Origin of the sequence: Paenibacillus sp. FSL R5-0490 (assembly GCF_001956215.1) — a bacterium.
Lineage (GTDB): Bacteria > Bacillota > Bacilli > Bacillales > Cytobacillaceae > Cytobacillus.
This window is the reverse complement of record NZ_MRTQ01000026.1, coordinates 34,838-49,512: the sequence shown is the minus strand read 5'-3', so window position 1 is coordinate 49,512 and position 14,675 is coordinate 34,838. Positions and strand designations below refer to the sequence as shown.

General features: G+C 42.7%; 30 protein-coding genes. All 30 read right to left on the bottom strand.

Going from position 1 to position 14,675, the window contains the following annotated elements:
- Window positions 1–30: 30 nt before the first annotated feature.
- Complete coding sequence (gene rplQ, locus BK139_RS19395) at window positions 31–393, bottom strand: 50S ribosomal protein L17 (protein ID WP_009336608.1); 363 nt, start codon at window positions 391–393, stop codon at window positions 31–33.
- Between the two features lie 76 nt (window positions 394–469).
- Window positions 470–1,414, bottom strand: a complete 945-nt coding sequence (locus tag BK139_RS19390) for a DNA-directed RNA polymerase subunit alpha (protein ID WP_035332273.1) — start codon at window positions 1,412–1,414, stop codon at window positions 470–472.
- 173 nt (window positions 1,415–1,587) lie between these two features.
- Complete coding sequence (rpsK, locus tag BK139_RS19385) at window positions 1,588–1,977, bottom strand: 30S ribosomal protein S11 (RefSeq protein WP_048011510.1); 390 nt, start codon at window positions 1,975–1,977, stop codon at window positions 1,588–1,590.
- A gap of 22 nt (window positions 1,978–1,999) precedes the next feature.
- Window positions 2,000–2,365, bottom strand: coding sequence for a 30S ribosomal protein S13 (gene rpsM / locus BK139_RS19380; protein ID WP_009336605.1), 366 nt, complete (start codon window positions 2,363–2,365; stop codon window positions 2,000–2,002).
- Window positions 2,366–2,388: 23 nt separating this feature from the next.
- Complete coding sequence (rpmJ, locus tag BK139_RS19375; RefSeq protein WP_000868344.1) at window positions 2,389–2,502, bottom strand: 50S ribosomal protein L36; 114 nt, start codon at window positions 2,500–2,502, stop codon at window positions 2,389–2,391.
- Window positions 2,503–2,537: 35 nt separating this feature from the next.
- Window positions 2,538–2,756, bottom strand: a complete 219-nt coding sequence (infA, locus tag BK139_RS19370) for a translation initiation factor IF-1 (protein ID WP_009336604.1) — start codon at window positions 2,754–2,756, stop codon at window positions 2,538–2,540.
- A gap of 6 nt (window positions 2,757–2,762) precedes the next feature.
- Window positions 2,763–3,071 (bottom strand): KOW domain-containing RNA-binding protein, encoded by a 309-nt coding sequence (locus BK139_RS19365; protein WP_076262061.1) that lies wholly within the window; start codon window positions 3,069–3,071, stop codon window positions 2,763–2,765.
- A 16-nt stretch (window positions 3,072–3,087) separates the two neighbouring features.
- Window positions 3,088–3,834: a type I methionyl aminopeptidase gene (map, locus tag BK139_RS19360; protein ID WP_076262059.1), complete on the bottom strand. Its 747-nt coding sequence runs from the start codon at window positions 3,832–3,834 to the stop codon at window positions 3,088–3,090.
- Complete coding sequence (locus tag BK139_RS19355) at window positions 3,831–4,481, bottom strand: adenylate kinase (RefSeq protein ID WP_076262056.1); 651 nt, start codon at window positions 4,479–4,481, stop codon at window positions 3,831–3,833. The genes map and BK139_RS19355 overlap by 4 nt, the downstream gene beginning before the upstream one ends.
- Window positions 4,482–4,539: 58 nt before the next feature.
- Window positions 4,540–5,835, bottom strand: coding sequence for a preprotein translocase subunit SecY (gene secY, locus BK139_RS19350; protein WP_076262054.1), 1,296 nt, complete (start codon window positions 5,833–5,835; stop codon window positions 4,540–4,542).
- Window positions 5,835–6,275, bottom strand: coding sequence for a 50S ribosomal protein L15 (rplO, locus tag BK139_RS19345; RefSeq protein ID WP_035332284.1), 441 nt, complete (start codon window positions 6,273–6,275; stop codon window positions 5,835–5,837). The genes secY and rplO overlap by 1 nt, the downstream gene beginning before the upstream one ends.
- A gap of 32 nt (window positions 6,276–6,307) precedes the next feature.
- On the bottom strand, window positions 6,308–6,490 hold the full coding sequence (gene rpmD / locus BK139_RS19340) for a 50S ribosomal protein L30 (RefSeq protein WP_009336598.1): 183 nt from the start codon (window positions 6,488–6,490) through the stop codon (window positions 6,308–6,310).
- Window positions 6,491–6,503: 13 nt separating this feature from the next.
- A complete protein-coding gene (gene rpsE, locus BK139_RS19335) occupies window positions 6,504–7,004 on the bottom strand; it encodes a 30S ribosomal protein S5 (protein WP_076262052.1) in 501 nt (166 codons plus the stop codon).
- Between the two features lie 24 nt (window positions 7,005–7,028).
- A complete protein-coding gene (rplR, locus tag BK139_RS19330; RefSeq protein WP_035332285.1) occupies window positions 7,029–7,391 on the bottom strand; it encodes a 50S ribosomal protein L18 in 363 nt (120 codons plus the stop codon).
- Between the two features lie 32 nt (window positions 7,392–7,423).
- A complete protein-coding gene (gene rplF, locus BK139_RS19325) occupies window positions 7,424–7,960 on the bottom strand; it encodes a 50S ribosomal protein L6 (RefSeq protein ID WP_035332287.1) in 537 nt (178 codons plus the stop codon).
- A 31-nt stretch (window positions 7,961–7,991) separates the two neighbouring features.
- The gene (gene rpsH / locus BK139_RS19320; protein ID WP_076262050.1) at window positions 7,992–8,390 is read right to left on the bottom strand and encodes a 30S ribosomal protein S8; all 399 of its coding nucleotides are present in this window, start codon (window positions 8,388–8,390) and stop codon (window positions 7,992–7,994) included.
- 29 nt (window positions 8,391–8,419) lie between these two features.
- A complete protein-coding gene (gene rpsN / locus BK139_RS19315; protein ID WP_009336593.1) occupies window positions 8,420–8,605 on the bottom strand; it encodes a 30S ribosomal protein S14 in 186 nt (61 codons plus the stop codon).
- A gap of 25 nt (window positions 8,606–8,630) precedes the next feature.
- Window positions 8,631–9,170, bottom strand: coding sequence for a 50S ribosomal protein L5 (rplE, locus tag BK139_RS19310; protein ID WP_076262048.1), 540 nt, complete (start codon window positions 9,168–9,170; stop codon window positions 8,631–8,633).
- A 26-nt stretch (window positions 9,171–9,196) separates the two neighbouring features.
- On the bottom strand, window positions 9,197–9,508 hold the full coding sequence (rplX, locus tag BK139_RS19305) for a 50S ribosomal protein L24 (protein ID WP_076262046.1): 312 nt from the start codon (window positions 9,506–9,508) through the stop codon (window positions 9,197–9,199).
- Window positions 9,509–9,545: 37 nt separating this feature from the next.
- A complete protein-coding gene (rplN, locus tag BK139_RS19300) occupies window positions 9,546–9,914 on the bottom strand; it encodes a 50S ribosomal protein L14 (RefSeq protein ID WP_009336590.1) in 369 nt (122 codons plus the stop codon).
- A gap of 41 nt (window positions 9,915–9,955) precedes the next feature.
- On the bottom strand, window positions 9,956–10,219 hold the full coding sequence (gene rpsQ, locus BK139_RS19295; protein ID WP_009336589.1) for a 30S ribosomal protein S17: 264 nt from the start codon (window positions 10,217–10,219) through the stop codon (window positions 9,956–9,958).
- A gap of 21 nt (window positions 10,220–10,240) precedes the next feature.
- On the bottom strand, window positions 10,241–10,441 hold the full coding sequence (gene rpmC / locus BK139_RS19290; RefSeq protein ID WP_009336588.1) for a 50S ribosomal protein L29: 201 nt from the start codon (window positions 10,439–10,441) through the stop codon (window positions 10,241–10,243).
- Window positions 10,431–10,865, bottom strand: coding sequence for a 50S ribosomal protein L16 (gene rplP, locus BK139_RS19285; RefSeq protein WP_048011516.1), 435 nt, complete (start codon window positions 10,863–10,865; stop codon window positions 10,431–10,433). Before rplP ends, rpmC begins: the two co-directional genes overlap by 11 nt.
- Before the next feature lies 1 nt (window position 10,866).
- Window positions 10,867–11,523, bottom strand: coding sequence for a 30S ribosomal protein S3 (rpsC, locus tag BK139_RS19280; RefSeq protein ID WP_076262044.1), 657 nt, complete (start codon window positions 11,521–11,523; stop codon window positions 10,867–10,869).
- Window positions 11,524–11,526: 3 nt separating this feature from the next.
- Window positions 11,527–11,868 (bottom strand): 50S ribosomal protein L22, encoded by a 342-nt coding sequence (gene rplV / locus BK139_RS19275; protein ID WP_009336582.1) that lies wholly within the window; start codon window positions 11,866–11,868, stop codon window positions 11,527–11,529.
- A gap of 18 nt (window positions 11,869–11,886) precedes the next feature.
- The gene (rpsS, locus tag BK139_RS19270) at window positions 11,887–12,165 is read right to left on the bottom strand and encodes a 30S ribosomal protein S19 (protein ID WP_009336580.1); all 279 of its coding nucleotides are present in this window, start codon (window positions 12,163–12,165) and stop codon (window positions 11,887–11,889) included.
- Between the two features lie 60 nt (window positions 12,166–12,225).
- Entirely contained in the window at window positions 12,226–13,056 is an 831-nt protein-coding gene (gene rplB / locus BK139_RS19265) for a 50S ribosomal protein L2 (RefSeq protein WP_035332294.1), read from the bottom strand.
- Between the two features lie 31 nt (window positions 13,057–13,087).
- Window positions 13,088–13,372, bottom strand: coding sequence for a 50S ribosomal protein L23 (rplW, locus tag BK139_RS19260; protein WP_035332296.1), 285 nt, complete (start codon window positions 13,370–13,372; stop codon window positions 13,088–13,090).
- Window positions 13,372–13,995: a 50S ribosomal protein L4 gene (gene rplD / locus BK139_RS19255; protein ID WP_076262042.1), complete on the bottom strand. Its 624-nt coding sequence runs from the start codon at window positions 13,993–13,995 to the stop codon at window positions 13,372–13,374. Before rplD ends, rplW begins: the two co-directional genes overlap by 1 nt.
- A 28-nt stretch (window positions 13,996–14,023) precedes the next feature.
- The gene (rplC, locus tag BK139_RS19250) at window positions 14,024–14,650 is read right to left on the bottom strand and encodes a 50S ribosomal protein L3 (protein WP_035332300.1); all 627 of its coding nucleotides are present in this window, start codon (window positions 14,648–14,650) and stop codon (window positions 14,024–14,026) included.
- Between the last annotated feature and the right edge of the window lie 25 nt (window positions 14,651–14,675).

Below are 14,675 nucleotides of genomic sequence, written 5' to 3'. Positions count from 1 at the left end.
GAAACCGTCCCGCGCCCTTTCCTTAAAAAATTATACTAACTCGATGATTACCATTGGCGCACCGTCTCCACGACGAGGTCCAAGTTTCATAATACGAGTGTATCCGCCTTGGCGCTCTTCATAACGAGTTGCGATGTCGCTGAATAATTTTTGAACAGCATCCTGGTCAGTTTCAGCGTTAGCTACCTCGTTGCGAACAAATGCAGCTGCTTGACGGCGTGCATGCAAGTCGCCGCGCTTTCCAAGAGTGATCATTTTCTCAACAACTGAACGAAGTTCTTTCGCACGAGCTTCAGTTGTTTCGATGCGCTCATTGATGATTAGATCTGTTGCTAAGTCACGCAGCATAGCTTTACGTTGTGAGCTAGTGCGTCCTAACTTTCTGTATCCCATGAAAGTTTCCCTCCTTTGTTGAAGTCATTCAATCTGCTGAAAGCAAACATGCAGATAATCAATTAATCTTCATTAATCAATCGTCTTTGCGTAAGCCCAGTCCAAGATCTTCTAATTTATGTTTTACTTCCTCAAGTGACTTTCTGCCAAGGTTACGGACCTTCATCATATCCTCTTCAGTTTTATTGGCTAATTCCTGAACAGTATTGATGCCAGCGCGCTTTAAGCAGTTGTAAGAACGTACAGACAAGTCAAGTTCTTCAATTGTCATCTCAAGTACTTTCTCTTTTTGGTCTTCTTCTTTTTCAACCATGATTTCAGCATTTTGAGCTTCATCAGTTAAACCGACAAAAATATTCAAATGCTCAGTTAAGATCTTCGCTCCAAGTGCAACAGCATCTTGAGGACCTGTACTGCCGTCAGTCCAAACATCGAATGTTAACTTATCATAGTTAGTCATTTGACCCACACGTGTATTCTCTACCTGGTAAGAAATACGAGCTACTGGAGTGTAGATGGAATCGATCGGAATCACACCGATTGGCTGATCTTCTCTCTTGTTTTGGTCAGCTGGTGTATAGCCTCGTCCGCGTCTTGCAGTTAAACGCATGCGCAGGTGAGCATTCGAACCCAGAGTAGCAATATGAAGATCCGGATTAAGGATTTCAACATCGCTGTCATGTGTTACGTCAGCTGCCTTCACTACACCTTCACCCTGAACATCGATTTCCAATGTTTTTTCTTCATCAGAGTAGATTTTAAGTGCTAGTTTTTTAATGTTTAAAATGATAGATGTTACATCTTCTACGACGCCTTCAATTGTTGAGAACTCATGAAGTACCCCATCAATTTGGATCGATGTGACAGCGGCACCTGGGAGTGAGGATAAAAGGATACGACGTAAGGAGTTACCCAAAGTTGTACCATATCCACGCTCAAGTGGCTCGACGACGAACTTGCCGTACTTGGCATCATCGCTGATCTCAACCGTTTCGATTTTTGGTTTTTCTATTTCGATCATCAAAATATACCCTCCTTCAAAACGTCGAAACCCCGGCTAGCAATCTCTAACCGAAATTCCCCCATGTATACGTTCCCGTTTTGTGCACAACAACTGGAATAATTGTTCTGTATAACTAAAAAATTAGTATCATATCCCATTATAGACAAGGATACAAATTCTATACAGAAAAATTATACACGGCGGCGTTTTGGCGGACGACATCCGTTATGAGGAACTGGAGTTACGTCTCTGATAGCAGTAACTTCTAGACCAGCAGCTTGAAGAGCACGGATTGCAGCTTCACGTCCTGCACCAGGTCCTTTAACAGTTACTTCAAGGGATTTCATACCGTGTTCCTGGGAAGTTTTAGCTGCAGTTTCAGCTGCCATTTGTGCTGCGAATGGAGTAGATTTACGAGAACCTCTGAATCCAAGAGCTCCAGCACTTGACCATGAAATAGCATTTCCATGAACATCAGTGATAGTTACGATTGTGTTGTTGAAAGTAGAACGGATATGTGCAATACCCTGTTCAATATTCTTTTTCACACGACGCTTACGTGTATTAGTTTTACGAGCCATTTAAAGTTACCTCCTTTACCGATTATTTCTTCTTGTTCGCTACAGTCTTACGAGGACCTTTGCGTGTACGAGCGTTGTTTTTAGTGTTTTGTCCGCGAACCGGTAAACCACGGCGATGACGTAGACCGCGATAGCTTCCGATCTCCATTAGACGTTTGATGTTAAGTGAAACCTCACGGCGAAGGTCACCTTCAACTTTCAATTTGTCGATGATGTCACGGATTTTGTTAAGTTCATCTTCTGTAAGATCTCGAACACGAGTGTCTTCAGAAACACCAGCTTCAGCCAAAACTTTCTGAGCTGTAGATTTACCAATACCAAAGATATAAGTTAATGAGATTACTACACGTTTTTCACGTGGAACATCTACACCAGCAATACGTGCCATTGTATAAGCGCACCTCCTTCGAATTAACCTTGTTTTTGTTTATGTTTAGGGTTTTCACAGATAACCATTACTTTTCCACGTCTGCGGATAACTTTACACTTTTCGCAGATTGGTTTAACTGATGGTCTTACTTTCATTATCCTAACCTCCTTAATAGTACGGAGTGCAATGATTATTTAAAACGATATGTGATTCTACCGCGTGTTAAATCATATGGAGATAGCTCAACTGTTACTTTATCTCCAGGTAAAATACGGATGAAGTGCATGCGGATCTTACCGGATACATGAGCTAGCACTGTATGACCATTTTCTAATTCTACCTTAAACATTGCATTTGGCAAAGTATCAACAACTGTGCCTTCTATTTCGATTACATCGTCTTTCGCCATTGAACTTTATTCTCCCTTCTTCATGTCATATACGAATTCATTTACATACTTTGCAAGCGCAAAGCGCAACTTTCCGTTTGTTACACGGCCGGTCTCCTGGAGACTGGTCTGAACTTCTGGAGAGATATAATTAAGCAATTGCAGATGCTGAACGTTCTTTTTCTTCGGGCGGTCGAATTTCTTCCTGCCGCCGTCAGCAAGCATAACATACCTTTCATCCAACAACCTTATAATTATAGCATATTGACCAGCATCGCTTCCACTTTTGATCAAAACAATTTGACCATGCAGCGGATTCGTATCAGAACCAACCAATGGAATCACCTGCACCTTAGGCTTTTGTCAGTATTTCATAACCGGATTCAGTGATCGCTATTGTATGCTCATAATGTGCACACCTTTTACCGTCAACCGTTACAACTGTCCAGTTATCGGTTAAGGTTTTAACATAACGACTTCCTGCATTCACCATAGGTTCAATAGCAAGTACCATTCCCGGCTTTAAGCGCGGCCCTCTGTTGGGGGGTCCATAATGAGGAATTTGAGGATCCTCATGTAAGTCTTGCCCTACACCATGGCCGACATACTCGCGTACAATGGAAAAGCCGTTAGATTCCGCATACGTTTGGATAGCATGGGAGATGTTCGACAAGCGCTCACCCGGTTTTGCTTCTTCAAGGCCCTTATATAACGATTCCTCTGTCACATCCATCAGACGCTCGGATTCTTCATCAATTTGGCCAACAGCATAAGTCCAGGCTGAGTCACCATGATAACCGTTATATTTAGCACCGATATCAATGCTGATTATATCACCGTCATTTAAAACTCGACCACCAGGAATTCCATGAACAAGTTCATCGTTAACTGAAGCACAGATGCTGCCGCGGAAACCATTATACCCTTTGAATGATGGAATTGCATCGTGTTTACGGATAAACCGGTCAGCAATAACATCCAGTTCGCGGGTTGTGATACCGGGTGCAATATGTTTTTTCAGTTCCTGATGTGTAAGTGCTACGATTCTGCCGGCCTCACGCATTATTTCAAGCTCACGCGGGGTTTTGCAAATGATCATTGTAAGCCCCCGAGCAATGCATCAAGATCAGAAAATACTTTATTAATATCCTGCTGACCATCAATATTGCGCAGATAACCTTTCGTTTCGTAGAAATCAAGCAACGGTTTGGTTTGTTTAATATTAACATCAAGTCTATTCTGAACAGTCGCTTCATTATCATCAGCACGCTGATACAGCTCACCGCCACAGCGATCACACACTCCGTCTTTCGCTGGCGGATTGAATACTAAATGATAAGTAGCTCCGCATTCTTTACAGATGCGGCGTCCTGTAAGACGTTCCATTAGAATACTCTGATCAACATCAATATTAATAACAAAATTAATTTTCTTGTTTAAATCAGAAAGGATGTTTTCAAGGGCATCTGCTTGGGCAACCGTTCTTGGGAAGCCATCCAGCAAAAAGCCTTTTTCACAATCATCCTTGCTTAATCGTTCACGTACAATGCCGATTGTTACCTCATCAGGAACAAGCTCGCCTTTATCCATGAATGATTTTGCTTTAAGGCCTAGGTCCGTTTCGTCTTTAATAGCCGCACGGAACATATCTCCGGTAGAAATATGAGGGATGCCGTATTTTTGGACGATCTTCTCGGCTTGTGTACCTTTACCGGCACCAGGGAGCCCCATTAAAACTAAATTCACGTCAATTTCCCCCTAGTCTCTAAATGGTATAAGGGAACATGCGTCCCCTACAACCAAATTATTTAATGAAACCTTTATAATGACGTTTAACCAGCTGTGCTTCAAGCTGCTTCATCGTTTCCAGTGCAACACCGACAACGATCAGCAGGCTTGTGCCTCCAATTTGCGCAGATTCAGGCAATCCGGCGATATTGATGAAGAATACCGGCAGGATTGAAATCACTGTCAGGAATAGCGCACCGACTAACGTTAAACGGTATAAGACGCGGGTCAGATATTCCTGCGTGTTATTTCCTGGACGGATGCCCGGGATATAACCGCCCTGCTTCTTCAGGTTTTCCGCAACTTGTTCCGGGTTCACCTGAATAAAAGCATAGAAATAAGTAAAAGCAATGATTAATGCACTATAGATGACCATTCCGATTGGAGACGTATAGTCAAATATTCTTTGAATCCATAGCGTAACATCATTCTGCTCAAAGAAACCGGCAATGGTTCTTGGCGTGATGATGAAAGAAATCGCAAAGATTACTGGAATTACACCAGCTGCATTAACTTTTAACGGAAGATGAGTTGATTGTCCGCCAGCAGAATTTTGTCCTGCTGTTACACGCTTAGCATATTGAATAGGAATCTTTCTTAATGCCTGTTGGATAAAGATCGTTCCTACAACAATAGCAATGACTGCGATTAGGATAAGCACGACTGTCACAATGCGAAGGAATAGCTGCTCTCCAGCATTTTCAAACTGCTGAGCGTAAATCTGGTTAACCGTTGAAGGAATCCCAGCTACGATACCAGCAAAGATAATGATGGAAATACCATTTCCTACACCTTTTGATGTAATCTGCTCACCAAGCCACATTAGAAATGCAGTTCCGGCAGTCAATACCACAGCAATCAATAGATAAGAGGTAATTCCCGGTTTCTCAATCAGCATTCCGCCTGCTAGGTTATTAAACCCATAAGACATACCGAGAGCCTGGATAAAACCAAGCACGATAGTAAAGTAACGGGTAAACTGAGCTAACTTACGGCGTCCAACATCTCCCTGCTTTGACCATTCCGTAAACTTAGGAACAACATCCATCTGCAGAAGCTGCACAATGATGGATGCCGTAATGTACGGCATGATACCCATTGCAAGGATGGAGAAGTTTAGGAGCGCCCCGCCGCCGAATGTATTCAGAACACCAAATACATTAAGTTCATCCTGGGCTTTTAATAGATCTGCATTTACGCCCGGTACAGGGATAAATGTACCGATGCGAAATACAATCAGCATTAAAAGGGTGAAAATAATCTTTCGTCTTATATCACCCACACGCATAAAATTGGAGATTGTCTGAAACATTAAATCACCTCAGTTTGACCGCCGGCAGCTTCAATAGCTTCCTTTGCAGCAGAGGAGAATTTATGAGCTTTTACTGTAAGCTTTTTCTCAACTTTGCCTTTTGCAAGAATCTTGATTCCTGCTTTTTCGTTGCTTACTACACCAGTTTCAATAAGAAGCGCTGGAGTTACTTCAGCTCCATCTTCGAAACGGTTTAAAGCATCAAGGTTCACAATCGCGTACTCTTTACGGTTGATGTTAGTGAAACCGCGTTTAGGCAAGCGTTGGAATAAAGGTGTTTGACCACCCTCGAATCCAGGACGGACACCGCCGCCAGAACGAGCGTTTTGACCTTTATGACCCTTACCAGCAGTTTTACCATTACCGGAACCGATACCACGGCCTTTGCGTTTGCGTTCCCCACGAGAACCTTCTGCAGGCTTTAATTCATGAAGTTTCATGTTGGCACCTCCTTATTTGTAGAAGAATAGATTTATTTTTCTTTTACCACAACAAGGTGAGCAACTTTGTTGATCATTCCGCGGATAGCAGGATTATCTTGATGCTCAACTGTTTGGTGCATTTTGCGTAAGCCAAGAGCCTTAACTGTTTCGCGCTGGTCTTGCGGGCGACCAATCACGCTGCGAGTGAGGGTTACTTCTAGTTTATTCGCCATTTGAAATCCCTCCTTATCCTAACAGTTCTTCTACTGATTTACCACGTAATTTCGCTACGTCCTCAGCACGTTTTAATTGAGTTAAACCGTTCAAAGTGGCGCGAACCATGTTGATTGGTGTGTTAGTACCTAAAGATTTAGATAAGATATCACCAACACCAGATAATTCTAGAACCGCACGAACTGGACCTCCGGCGATTACTCCAGTACCTTCAGAAGCAGGCTTAAGAAGGATTTCTCCAGCACCGAAGTGACCGATTACCTGGTGAGGAATTGTAGTTCCAACCATAGGTACTTCGACTAAGTTTTTCTTAGCATCTTCAATAGCTTTGCGGATCGCTTCAGGTACTTCCTGTGCTTTACCTGTACCAAAGCCAACGTGACCGTTTTTGTCACCTACTACTACAAGAGCAGAGAAACGAAAACGACGTCCACCTTTAACAACCTTTGCTACACGATTAATCGTAACTACGCGCTCTTCAAGTTCAAGTTTGTTTGGATCAATACGACGCATCTTTTTGTGTCCCTCCTTTGTCTATTAAAATTCTAAACCATTTTCACGTGCTGCATCAGCTAATGCTTGAACACGTCCATGATATAGATAGCCACCACGATCGAAAACGACAGCTTTAACGCCTTTTTCGACTGCGCGCTTTGCAACTAATTCTCCGACCTTAACTGCTGCATCAACGTTGCCAGTTGCATCAAGGTTCACTTCTTTATCTTGTGTAGAAGCACTTGCTACAGTAACTCCGTTTACATCATCAATAAGTTGAGCATAAATGTGCTTGTTTGAACGATACACATTTAAACGAGGACGAGCCGCAGTTCCAGAAAGTTTTGCACGCACACGAGCATGTCTTTTCTTACGAACTGCATTTTTATCAGCCTTCGTAATCATTTCGGTCACTCCTTTCGTTTACCTAAGCGGCATTACTTACCAGTTTTACCTTCTTTACGACGAACATATTCGCCTTCATAGCGGATACCTTTACCTTTGTAAGGCTCTGGAGGACGAACATCACGGATGTTGGCAGCCAATGCACCAACACGTTCTTTGTTAGTACCTTTAACAATGATCTTTGTGTTAGATGGCACTTCAACTTCAATACCTTCTTCAGGCTCGATTTCAACAGGATGAGAGTAACCAACATTTAAAACAAGCTTTTTGCCTTGTTTTTGAGCACGGTAACCGACACCGATAAGCTCTAGTCCTCTTTCGAATCCTTTTGACACACCCTCAACCATGTTAGCTAGAAGTGCGCGAGTAGTTCCGTGCAATGCGCGGTGTTCTTTCGCATCAGATGGACGGGAAACGTTGATTACGCTGTCCTCCACCTTGATTTCGATATCCTGGTTGAATGAACGAGTTAGTTCACCTTTAGGACCCTTCACAGTAACAGTGTTATTGTCGTTTGTAACAGTAACACCAGTTGGAATTTCGATTGGTTTTTTACCTATACGAGACATTTAATTGCACCTCCATTCATGAAAAACTCTATTACCAAACGTATGCTAATACTTCTCCGCCGACTTGTTGAGCGCGGGCTTCTTTATCAGTGATAACGCCTTGAGAAGTAGAAACTAGTGCGATTCCAAGACCGTTAAGTACGCGAGGTACTTCATCAGCCTTTGCGTATACACGAAGACCAGGCTTACTGATACGCTTAAGACCAGTGATAACGCGTTCGTTGTTTGAACCGTATTTTAGAAAAATGCGGATGATGCCTTGCTTGTTATCTTCGATAAGCTCAACATCACGTACAAAACCTTCACGCTTTAAGATCTCTGCAATTTCTTTCTTGATGTTAGAAGCAGGAACTTCTAATTTTTCGTGACGAACCATGTTCGCATTACGGATGCGAGTTAGCAAGTCTGCAATTGGATCTGTCATGACCATTGTTTTTACCTCCTTCCCATGCTTGGGGTTTACCAGCTAGCTTTTTTCACGCCAGGAATTTGTCCTTTATATGCTAATTCACGGAAACAAATACGACAAAGCTTAAATTTACGGTATACAGAATGTGGACGTCCGCAGCGTTCGCAGCGAGTGTACTCCTGTACCTTGTGTTTAGGCGTGCGTTTTTGCTTCGCAATCATTGACTTTTTAGCCACGTTTTCGCCTCCCTCTATTTAGCGATTACTTTTGGAATGGCATTCCAAATTGAGTTAAAAGTTCACGAGCTTCTTCATCAGTGTTAGCTGTAGTTACGATAACGATATCCATACCACGAACTTTGCTTACTTTATCGTAATCAATCTCAGGGAAGATCAACTGTTCTTTGACACCTAGAGTATAGTTACCACGGCCGTCAAATGACTTCTTAGAGATACCGCGGAAGTCACGTACACGTGGAAGAGATACAGATACTAACTTATCAAAGAACTCATACATGCGTTCTCCACGAAGAGTAACCTTCGCACCGATTGGCATACCTTCACGAAGACGGAAGCCAGCGATTGATTTCTTAGCGCGAGTGATAACCGGCTTTTGACCAGTAATCAAAGTTAGTTCCTCAACAGCTTTATCTAGTGCTTTAGCGTTTTGAACAGCGTCACCAATACCCATGTTGATAACGATTTTTTCAAGCTTAGGTGTTTGCATAACTGATTTATAGTTAAACTTGCTCATTAGAGCAGGAGTAATTTCTTTTGAATGCTTTTCTTTTAGGCGGTTCATTCATTGTACCTCCCTTCTTCTTTGAACTATTTATCTAGAACTTCACCGGATTTTGTTGCAACACGTACTTTTTTGCCATCAAGCGTTTTATAGCCTACACGAGTTGGTTCACCAGATTTAGGATCGACAGGCATAACGTTTGATACATGAACAGGTGCCTCTTGGCTGATGATTCCGCCTTGCGGGTTCATCTGAGAAGGCTTAGAGTGTTTCTTTACAATGTTAACTCCTTCAACAAGCACTCGGCTTTGTTTAGGGAACGCTGCAAGAATAACGCCCGTTTTGCCTTTATCCTTACCAGAGATGACCATAACTTTGTCACCTTTTTTCACATGCATCTGTGCGCACCTCCTTAAAGGCAATTTGATTTGTTATTTATAATACTTCTGGAGCTAAAGATACAATTTTCATGAAGTTGTTTTCACGTAGTTCACGGGCAACCGGTCCGAAGATACGAGTTCCGCGTGGTCCTTTGTCATCACGAATAATTACACATGCGTTTTCATCGAAACGAATGTAAGTACCGTCATTACGGCGTACACCGCTCTTAGTACGAACAACTACCGCTTTAACAACATCACCTTTTTTAACAACGCCACCTGGTGTTGCTTGTTTCACTGTACAAACGATAACATCACCGATGTTAGCAGTTTTGCGGCCTGAGCCACCAAGAACTTTGATTGTAAGTACTTCACGAGCACCAGAGTTGTCAGCAACTTTTAAACGTGATTCTTGTTGAATCATGTGTGTAACCTCCCTTCGGGATAAATCTCCCAACCGAACAATTAGATAATAACTGCTTTTTCAACTACTTCTACAAGACGGAAGCGTTTAGTCGCAGATAGTGGACGAGTTTCCATAATACGAACGATATCGCCAGTTTTTGCTTGGTTTTGCTCATCATGAGCCTTGAACTTTTTAGAGTACTTAACGCGTTTACCGTAAAGTGGATGCTTTTTGTAAGTTTCGACAAGAACCGTTACTGTCTTATCCATTTTGTCAGAAACGACGCGTCCAGTGTAAACTTTGCGTTGGTTGCGTTCACTCATTGTGCGAACCTCCTCTCAATATCACTTGCTAAAGCCGATTTCTCTTTCACGAATAACAGTTTTCATGCGGGCAATCGCTTTGCGTACTTCACGAATGCGAGCTGTGTTTTCAAGTTGTCCAGTCGCCAATTGAAAGCGAAGGTTGAAAAGCTCTTCTTTTAATGATTTTACTTTTTGTTCAATTTCGGCAGTGGTAAGGTCACGAATTTCATTAGCTTTCATTTGATTCACCACCAATTTCTTCTCGTTTTACAAACTTGCACTTAACTGGAAGTTTGTGTGCTGCAAGACGTAATGCTTCACGAGCGATTTCTTCAGATACACCAGCGATTTCGAACATTACTTTACCAGGCTTTACAACTGCTACCCATCCTTCAGGAGCACCTTTACCAGAACCCATGCGGACTTCTAGAGGCTTTGCAGTGTAAGGCTTGTGTGGGAAAATTTGAATCCAAACTTTACCGCCACGTTTCATGTAACGAGTCATTGCAATACGTGCAGATTCAATTTGACGGTTAGTGATCCAAGAAGCTTCTAGAGCTTGAAGGCCATATTCACCGAAGTTTACTTCAGTTCCGCCTTTTGATTGACCACGCATTTTTCCGCGGTGTACACGACGATATTTTACGCGCTTTGGCAATAACATATTATTTGCCTCCTTCCCCAGTTTTCTTCTTCGTAGGAAGGACCTCTCCACGATAGATCCATACTTTTACGCCCAATTTACCGTAAGTTGTATCAGCTTCAACTGCAGCATAATCGATATCAGCACGAAGAGTATGAAGTGGAACTGTTCCTTCGCTGTATGATTCTGAACGAGCTATATCAGCACCGCCTAAACGACCAGATACCATTGTTTTGATACCTTTAGCGCCAGCGCGCATTGCACGTTGAATAGTTTGTTTTTGAGCACGACGGAAAGATACGCGGTTTTCTAATTGACGAGCAATGTTTTCCGCAACCAATTTCGCATCGATATCTGCTCTTTTAATTTCAAGAATGTTGATGTGAACACGCTTGCCAGTTAATGAGTTAAGTGACTTGCGAAGTGCTTCAACCTCAGTACCACCTTTACCGATAACCATTCCTGGTTTCGCAGTGTGGATAGTGATGTTCACGCGATTAGCAGCACGTTCGATTTCTACTTTAGAAACAGAAGCATCGCTTAAGCGCTTTGTGATGTACTCACGAACCTTAAGGTCTTCGTGTAAAAGATCAGCATAGTCTTTGCCTGCGTACCATTTTGACTCCCAATCACGGATGATCCCGACACGCAAACCGACTGGATTTACTTTTTGACCCACTGATTATCCCTCCTTCTTTTCTGATAAAACGATAGTAATATGGCTAGTGCGCTTGTTGATTTGACTTGCACGGCCCATAGCGCGAGGACGGAAACGTTTTAAAGTTGGTCCTTCGTCTACGAATGCTTGAGCAACTACCAGGTTGTTAACGTCCATTTCGTAGTTGTGCTCAGCGTTAGCTAGTGCAGATTTTAAAACTTTCTCTACGATTGGAGAAGCAGCTTTAGGTGTAAGGTTTAAAATCGCTACTGCTTCGCCTACTTGCTTTCCTCGAATTAAATCTACGACTAAACGAGCTTTACGAGGAGCAATACGAACTGTTCTTGCAACAGCTTTAGCTTGCATTAGAATGCCCTCCTCTCATTAACGTCTTGTTTTCTTATCATCATTGCCATGGCCTTTGTACGCACGAGTTGGAGCGAATTCTCCAAGCTTGTGGCCTACCATGTCTTCAGTGATGTATACAGGCACATGTTTACGACCATCATAAACTGCGATTGTGTGTCCGATGAATTGTGGGAAGATCGTAGAACGGCGAGACCAAGTTTTAGTAACTTGCTTGCTTTCTGTTTCATTAAGCTTTTCGATCTTTGTCATTAAATGTTCATCAACAAAAGGTCCTTTTTTTAAGCTGCGACCCATGATTGAACCTCCCTTCGTGATTGCTCTACGGTTCTTAATTGGAACCGTAGTACAATCCCGTTATTTTTTACGACGACGTACGATAAATTTGTCTGATTTGTTGTTCTTCTTGCGAGTCTTGTAACCAAGTGTTGGTTTGCCCCAAGGAGTCATTGGAGACTTACGTCCGATTGGCGCACGTCCTTCACCACCACCGTGTGGGTGATCGTTAGGGTTCATTACAGATCCACGTACAGTTGGGCGCTTGCCTAACCAGCGTGAACGACCTGCTTTACCAATGTTAATAAGCTCGTGCTGCTCGTTTCCGACTTGACCAACAGTCGCACGGCATTCAGCAAGAATCATGCGAACCTCACCAGAGTTTAAACGAACTAATACGTACTTGCCTTCTTTACCAAGTACTTGTGCAGAAGTACCAGCAGAACGTACTAATTGTCCGCCTTTACCAGGTTTTAATTCGATGTTGTGGATTACTGTACCCACTGGAATGTTAGCTAGTGGAAGTGCATTACCCACTTTGATATCTGCTTCAGGACCAGACATTACTTCCATGCCCACCTGTAAGTTCTTAGGTGCAAGGATGTAGCGCTTTTCTCCATCTACATAGTTAATTAGTGCAATATTTGCAGAGCGGTTTGGATCATACTCGATTGTGGCAACGCGTCCTGGAATGCCATCTTTGGTACGTTTAAAATCGATGATACGATATTGACGTTTATGACCGCCGCCTTGATGACGAACTGTCAACTTACCTTGGTTGTTACGGCCGCCTTTTCTCTTTAAAGGAGCAAGTAAAGACTTTTCTGGTTGGTTAGTCGTGATTTCTGCGAAATCAGAAACCGTCATGCCGCGACGACCATTAGAGGTAGGTTTATACTTTTTAATCGCCATTTCGTTTCCCTCCTCTTCTAGTTATAGTGAATTAAGCTTCAAAAAGCTCGATTTCTTGGCTTTCAGCTGTTAATTTAACGATCGCTTTACGGCGTTTGTTAGTGTATCCGCCGAATTTGCCCATACGCTTGAACTTGCCTTTGTAGTTCATGATGTTAACTTTCTCAACTTTAACGCCAAAGATTTGCTCTACAGCGTCTTTAACTTGAGTCTTGTTAGCTCGTACGTCAACTTCGAACGTATATTTTTTATCAGCCATAATGTCAGTAGAACGTTCAGTGATTACGGGGCGCTTAATGATATCGCGTGCATCCATTATGCAAGCACCTCCTCTACTTTTTCAACCGCTGCTTTCGTCATGATAAGCTTATCATGGTTTAAAACATCTAAAACAGTGATTCCAGAAGCAGACACAACTGTTACACCAGGGATGTTACGAGCAGATAATGCTACGTTCTCTTCCAGGTCAGCAGTTACGATAAGTGCTTTTGAATCAACAGAAAGACCAGTTAATACACCTTTAAAGTCTTTAGTTTTAGGAGCTTCGAAAGCAAGGCCTTCTAATACTAGGATGTTTTCTTCTAATACTTTAGAAGATAACGCAGATTTAATTGCCAGACGGCGAACCTTTTTAGGCAGTTTGTAGCTGTAGCTGCGTGGTACAGGACCAAATACAGTACCGCCTCCGCGCCATTGTGGTGAACGGATTGAACCTTGACGTGCACGGCCTGTGCCTTTTTGGCGCCATGGCTTACGTCCTCCGCCCGCTACTTCAGAACGAATTTTAGTTTTATGAGTCCCTTGACGTAATGAAGCTCTTTGCATAACAACAGCTTCGAATAATACGTGCTGGTTGGGCTCGATACCAAAGATCGCATCATTAAGTTCGATATCACCAACTTTAGATCCGCTTTGGTTAAACAATGCTACTTTCGGCATTCTGTTTTCCTCCTTTCCGGTTTAATTATTATGCTTTTACCGCACTTTTGATTTTTACTAATGCTTTTCTGGCACCAGGTACATTACCTTTGATCAAAAGAAGGTTGCGTTCAACATCAACTTTTACGATTTCAAGGTTTTGTACAGTCACTTGCTCTCCGCCCATGCGACCAGGTAATAATTTACCTTTGAATACACGGTTTGGAGCTACAGGACCCATTGAACCAGGGCGACGGTGGTAACGGGAACCGTGAGCCATAGGCCCGCGAGATTGTCCGTGGCGCTTGATGGCACCCTGGAAACCTTTACCTTTTGAAATTCCTGTTACATCAACAGTATCGCCTTCTGCGAAAATATCAACTTTGACTTCTTGACCAACTTCATATTGTCCTAAATCAGCTCCGCGGAATTCGCGTACGAAGCGCTTAGGAGCAGTGTTTGCTTTAGCAACATGCCCTTTTTCAGGTTTGTTGGACAACTTGTCGCGCTTGTCTTCGAATCCAATCTGGATTGCTTCATATCCATCAGTTTCAACTGATTTCTTTTGAAGAACAACGTTAGCAGCTGCCTCAACTACTGTTACCGGGATAAGATCACCGTTTTCAGCAAATACTTGAGTCATACCAATCTTTCTTCCTAAGATTCCTTTGGTCATTTCAGTCACACCTCCTAAGTTTCTT

Bases quoted from the DNA above. Each gene is read 5' to 3' on its own strand.
- rplR (WP_035332285.1), bottom strand. From the start codon at position 7,391: ATGATTACGAAGGCTGATAAAAATGCAGTTCGTAAGAAAAGACATGCT.
- rpmD (WP_009336598.1), bottom strand. From the start codon at position 6,490: ATGGCGAATAAACTAGAAGTAACCCTCACTCGCAGCGTGATTGGTCGC.
- map (WP_076262059.1), bottom strand. From the start codon at position 3,834: ATGATCATTTGCAAAACCCCGCGTGAGCTTGAAATAATGCGTGAGGCC.
- rpsK (WP_048011510.1), bottom strand. From the start codon at position 1,977: ATGGCTCGTAAAACTAATACACGTAAGCGTCGTGTGAAAAAGAATATT.
- rplF (WP_035332287.1), bottom strand. From the start codon at position 7,960: ATGTCTCGTATAGGTAAAAAACCAATCGAAATTCCAACTGGTGTTACT.
- rplP (WP_048011516.1), bottom strand. From the start codon at position 10,865: ATGTTATTGCCAAAGCGCGTAAAATATCGTCGTGTACACCGCGGAAAA.
- rplV (WP_009336582.1), bottom strand. From the start codon at position 11,868: ATGCAAGCTAAAGCTGTTGCAAGAACAGTTCGTATTGCTCCTCGTAAA.
- rpsM (WP_009336605.1), bottom strand. From the start codon at position 2,365: ATGGCACGTATTGCTGGTGTAGATGTTCCACGTGAAAAACGTGTAGTA.
- rplW (WP_035332296.1), bottom strand. From the start codon at position 13,372: ATGGATGCACGCGATATCATTAAGCGCCCCGTAATCACTGAACGTTCT.
- rpsS (WP_009336580.1), bottom strand. From the start codon at position 12,165: ATGGGTCGCAGCTTAAAAAAAGGACCTTTTGTTGATGAACATTTAATG.
- rplN (WP_009336590.1), bottom strand. From the start codon at position 9,914: ATGATTCAACAAGAATCACGTTTAAAAGTTGCTGACAACTCTGGTGCT.
- rpsE (WP_076262052.1), bottom strand. From the start codon at position 7,004: ATGCGTCGTATTGATCCAAACAAACTTGAACTTGAAGAGCGCGTAGTT.
- rpmC (WP_009336588.1), bottom strand. From the start codon at position 10,441: ATGAAAGCTAATGAAATTCGTGACCTTACCACTGCCGAAATTGAACAA.
- rplC (WP_035332300.1), bottom strand. From the start codon at position 14,650: ATGACCAAAGGAATCTTAGGAAGAAAGATTGGTATGACTCAAGTATTT.
- infA (WP_009336604.1), bottom strand. From the start codon at position 2,756: ATGGCGAAAGACGATGTAATCGAAATAGAAGGCACAGTTGTTGATACT.
- rpsH (WP_076262050.1), bottom strand. From the start codon at position 8,390: ATGGTCATGACAGATCCAATTGCAGACTTGCTAACTCGCATCCGTAAT.
- rplE (WP_076262048.1), bottom strand. From the start codon at position 9,170: ATGAACCGCCTAAAAGAAAAGCATTCAAAAGAAATTACTCCTGCTCTA.
- rplO (WP_035332284.1), bottom strand. From the start codon at position 6,275: ATGAAACTTCATGAATTAAAGCCTGCAGAAGGTTCTCGTGGGGAACGC.
- rpmJ (WP_000868344.1), bottom strand. From the start codon at position 2,502: ATGAAAGTAAGACCATCAGTTAAACCAATCTGCGAAAAGTGTAAAGTT.
- BK139_RS19390 (WP_035332273.1), bottom strand. From the start codon at position 1,414: ATGATCGAAATAGAAAAACCAAAAATCGAAACGGTTGAGATCAGCGAT.
- secY (WP_076262054.1), bottom strand. From the start codon at position 5,835: ATGTTTCAGACAATCTCCAATTTTATGCGTGTGGGTGATATAAGACGA.
- rplQ (WP_009336608.1), bottom strand. From the start codon at position 393: ATGGGATACAGAAAGTTAGGACGCACTAGCTCACAACGTAAAGCTATG.
- rplD (WP_076262042.1), bottom strand. From the start codon at position 13,995: ATGCCGAAAGTAGCATTGTTTAACCAAAGCGGATCTAAAGTTGGTGAT.
- rplB (WP_035332294.1), bottom strand. From the start codon at position 13,056: ATGGCGATTAAAAAGTATAAACCTACCTCTAATGGTCGTCGCGGCATG.
- rpsQ (WP_009336589.1), bottom strand. From the start codon at position 10,219: ATGAGTGAACGCAACCAACGCAAAGTTTACACTGGACGCGTCGTTTCT.
- rplX (WP_076262046.1), bottom strand. From the start codon at position 9,508: ATGCATGTGAAAAAAGGTGACAAAGTTATGGTCATCTCTGGTAAGGAT.